We start from the raw sequence: 4053 nt of genomic DNA on the forward strand, positions 1-4053 counted from the left end.
CCTGGTCACCACGCCGACAGGCCGGTCAGTGTCCGTGAGGTCCTGAAACATCAACTGTCCGACATGTCCTGAACTCAGACATGGGGTTCTAACCCTCATTGCCACTCACGACCTCGGCCAAGATCGTACAAATGGATATAAAACGGACGCCGCACAGTCGAAGAGTGTCCCTTGTGGACAATCAGCGGCGCTTAGGCGTCAGCGAAGAGGGTCCACGCCACGTTTGACTTATCCCTCAATAGAACCGCCCCTTACCACTCACGAGGCGGCAGAACGACGCGTGCTCCGCACCAGCGTCATGTCCTTCTCCCGCACCGGTTCGTGGCAGTGCGCGCATACGGTCTCCGGCGCGAGGATCTCGCCGCACGCATGGCGCCACACCGTCGGCGGCGGTCCCTCCGTGACGTACGCGTCGCCCCACGCCATGAGGTTCAGCAGGACGTGGTTGAGGGCGTGCCCCGCCTCGGTGAGCACGTACTCGTAGCGCGGCGGATGCTCCTCGTAGAGCCGCTTTTCGAGGATTCCGGTCTCGACGAGCTTCCGCAGCCGCGCGGTCAGGATGTCTCGGCTCGCCCCGGTGTTGCGGACGATCTGATCGAACCGCCGCGCCCCGAAGAACACTTCGCGCAGCGCGAGCAGGCTCCAGCGCTCCCCGATCACCTCCATCGCGTTGGCGATCGAGCAGTCCCTCGGTCCTTCGGTCATGCGACCAGCGTAAACCCAGTGAGTCTTGATTTCCAACCCACTCGGTGCCAGAGTGAGTTGGAGATACCAACTCACTACTGGAGGCAGCCGTGCACGACGCGGTCATCGTCGACGCCGTCCGTACCCCGATCGGCAAGGGCAAGCCCGGTGGCGCCCTGCACGAGATCCACCCGGTCCAGCTGCTCGCCCACACGCTGCGAGCGCTCGTCGAACGCAACGGGCTCGACCCCGAGCTGATCGACGACGTCATCGGCGGCGCGGTCGACCAGGTCGGCGAGCAGGCGCAGAACGTCACGCGATGGGCGGCACTCGCGGCCGGACTGCCGGACAGCGTGCCCGCGACCACCGTCGACCGGCAGTGCGGGAGCAGCCAGCAGGCAGTGCACTTCGCCGCGCAAGGTGTGATGGCCGGCGCGTACGACGTCGTCATCGCCTGCGGTGTCGAGTCCATGAGCCGTGTCCCGATGTGGTCCAACGTGCTGCCGGGCACCGATGCACTGGGCCCCGGCGTCGCGGAGCGCTACCCGGAAGGCCTGGTGCCCCAAGGAATCAGCGCCGAACTCATCGCGGCGAAATGGTCACTCAGCCGCGAGGTGATGGACGAGTTCGCGCTGTCCTCGCACCGGAAGGCCGCGCGGGCGCACGACCTCGGACGGTTCGCGAGCCAGATCGTGCCGATCGAAACCCCCTCGGGCCGGGTGTCCACCGACGAATCCGTCCGGCCGGGCACGGACCTCGAAACACTCGCCAAGCTGCGCCCCGCGTTCCAGGACCAGGGGATCTCGGAACGATTCCCGCAGATCGACTGGTCGGTGACCGCGGGCAACAGCAGCCCGATCAACGACGGCGCCTCCGCCGTGCTCATCACCTCCAGCGAGACCGCCGCCCGACTGGGCCTCCGGCCGCGCGCCCGCCTGCACAGTTTCGCCGTCACCGGCTCCGATCCCCTGCTCATGCTCACCGGCGTCATCCCGGCGACGGAGAAGGTGCTGCGGCGCGCGGGGCTGCGCCTGGCGGACATCGACCTGTTCGAGATCAACGAGGCCTTCGCCAGTGTCGTCTTGGCGTGGCAGCAGGAAACCGGGGCCGACCCGGCCAAGGTCAACGTCCACGGCGGTGCGATCGCACTGGGCCATCCGCTCGGCGCGAGCGGGACCCGCCTGATGGGCACGCTGGTCGACGCGCTCCACCACCACGGCGCCCGCTACGGCCTGCAGGCGATGTGCGAAGGCGGCGGCCAGGCCAACGCGACCATCCTGGAGGCGTTGTGACCGACCGGCTCCCCAAGAAGCTGGCGGATCATCCGTCGGTACAGGCGGTGCTCGCCAAACCACGGGACAAGCCGTCGCCGGTGATCGACGCCGCCTGGCTCAAGGAGATCTGCCTCGCCGCCGGAGCCGACGACGCGGCCGCCGTCTCGCTCGACCACCCGGATCTGGCGGGCGAGCGTGAGCACGTCGAGCGCGCGCTGCCCGGCACCAAGACCCTCGTCTCGCTCGTGGTGCGGATGAACCGCGACGACGTCCGCTCCCCCGCCCGCAGTGTCGCCAACCAGGAGTTCCACCGCGGCGGCGAGATCATCAACGAAGCGGGGCACACGATCGTCCGGACGCTGCAGGACGCCGGGTACCGCGCGATCAACCCGTCGGCGACGTTCCCGATGGAGATGGAGCACTACCCCGGCCGGATCTGGGTCGTCGCGCACAAGACGGTCGCCGTCGCGGCCGGTCTCGGAGCGATGGGGCTGCACCGCAACGTCATCCACCCGAAGTTCGGCAATTTCGTGCTCCTGGCGACGTTGCTGGTCGACGCCGAGGTTTCCGCCCACGGCGAAGCCCTCGACTACAACCCTTGCCTGGAGTGCAAGCTGTGCGTCGCGGCCTGCCCGATCGGGGCGATCTCGAAGACCGGCGAGTTCGACTTCCTCTCCTGTTCGACGCACAACTACCGCGAGTTCATGAGCGGCTTCACCGACTGGGCGCAGACCGTGGCCGACAGCGAGGACGCCGCCGACTTCCGCTCCAGGGTGACCGACTCGGAGAACGTGTCGATGTGGCAGAGCCTCGCGTTCAAGCCGAACTACAAGGCCGCGTATTGCATGGCTGTCTGCCCGGCGGGCGAAGACGTGCTCGGGCCCTACCTCGAAGACCGTCGCGGCTTCCTCGGAACCGTGGTGAAACCGTTGCAGGACAAGGTGGAGACGCTCTACGTGCAGGAGGGTTCACCGGCGAAGGCCTACGCCGAACGCCGCTTCCCGCACAAACCGGTGAAGGAGGTCGACGGCGGCTACCCGCGACGGCCCTGAACCCGGCTGTCACATCTCCGCTCCCCCACGCGTCAGGGTTACGACTGATCGATGAAGGATGGGGACCGTGGACGAACACGACTGGCTGGCGCGGCGCTTCGAAGGGCACCGGACGCATCTGAGGGCGGTGGCGTACCGGATGCTCGGTTCACTGAGCGAAGCCGACGACGCCGTGCAGGAGGCCTGGCTGCGGCTGAGCCGGTCGGATTCCGGCGACGTGGACAACCTCGGCGGCTGGCTGACCACCGTCGTCGGCCGGATCTGTCTCGACATGCTGCGCTCACGCAAGTCCCGGCCGGAAGAGCCGGTGGGCGCCCAGCTCCCCGATCCGATCATCGGCCGTGCGGGCGGGATCGATCCGGAGCACCAGGCCCTGCTGGCGGATTCGGTCGGGCTGGCGCTCCTGGTCGTGCTCGACACCCTGGACCCCGCCGAGCGGCTGGCGTTCGTCCTGCACGACATGTTCGCCCTGCCGTTCGACGAGATCGCGCTGATCGTCGGCCGGTCTTCCGCGGCGACCCGGCAGCTCGCCAGCCGCGCACGCCGCCGTCTGCAAGGCTCGCCGACGGTCCCGGACGCGGACCTGAGCCGTCAGCGGGAAGTCGTCGACGCGTTCTTCGCCGCCGCGCGGGGCGGCGACTTCGACGCCTTGGTCTCGGTGCTCGACCCGGACGTCATCCTGCGCGCCGAGGGCGGTGCCGCTCCGGCGGGGACCTCGCGCTTCGTGCGCGGTGCGGCCAAGATCGCGAGTCAGGCGCTCATGTTCCGGACGGCGGGCGAGGGCGGCGTGCTGCGGCCCGCGCTGGTCAACGGCGCGGCCGGGATGGTCGTCACCAAGGACGGCGTCCCGACGACCGTCTTCGCGTTCACCGTCGTGGGCGGGAAGATCGCGGCGATCGACATCCTCGCCGACCCGGATCGCCTCGCCGCGCTGGACTTCGAACCGCTCGGCTGAACTACAGGTGGTGGGGGGGGGGGGGGGGGGGGGGTGGGAGGGGACGAACACCACCAACACCACCCCCCCCAACACCCAGAACACAGAG

Annotated in this window: 4 protein-coding genes; 3 read left to right on the forward strand and 1 reads right to left on the reverse strand. The window is 68.7% G+C overall.

From position 1 onward, the window contains the following. Nucleotides 1–258 precede the first annotated feature (258 nt). The gene (locus ACIRGA_RS40760) at nt 259–705 is read right to left on the reverse strand and encodes a winged helix-turn-helix transcriptional regulator (protein ID WP_400952911.1); all 447 of its coding nucleotides are present in this window, start codon (nt 703–705) and stop codon (nt 259–261) included. A gap of 89 nt (nt 706–794) precedes the next feature. On the opposite strand from ACIRGA_RS40760, the gene ACIRGA_RS40765 reads away from it, so the two are divergent. The 3 genes from ACIRGA_RS40765 (at nt 795) to sigJ (ending at nt 3965) form a co-directional block, all read left to right on the forward strand. Beyond that, nucleotides 795–1976, forward strand: a complete 1182-nt coding sequence (locus tag ACIRGA_RS40765; RefSeq protein WP_400952914.1) for a thiolase family protein — start codon at nt 795–797, stop codon at nt 1974–1976. Next, entirely contained in the window at nt 1973–3010 is a 1038-nt protein-coding gene (locus tag ACIRGA_RS40770) for a (4Fe-4S)-binding protein (protein ID WP_400952916.1), read from the forward strand. Before ACIRGA_RS40765 ends, ACIRGA_RS40770 begins: the two co-directional genes overlap by 4 nt. A gap of 67 nt (nt 3011–3077) precedes the next feature. Beyond that, nucleotides 3078–3965 (forward strand): RNA polymerase sigma factor SigJ, encoded by an 888-nt coding sequence (sigJ, locus tag ACIRGA_RS40775; protein ID WP_400952918.1) that lies wholly within the window; start codon nt 3078–3080, stop codon nt 3963–3965. Nucleotides 3966–4053 lie beyond the last annotated feature (88 nt).

The sequence above is a fragment of the Amycolatopsis sp. NPDC102389 genome, from assembly GCF_044765885.1.
Taxonomy (GTDB): Bacteria; Actinomycetota; Actinomycetes; order Mycobacteriales; family Pseudonocardiaceae; genus Amycolatopsis.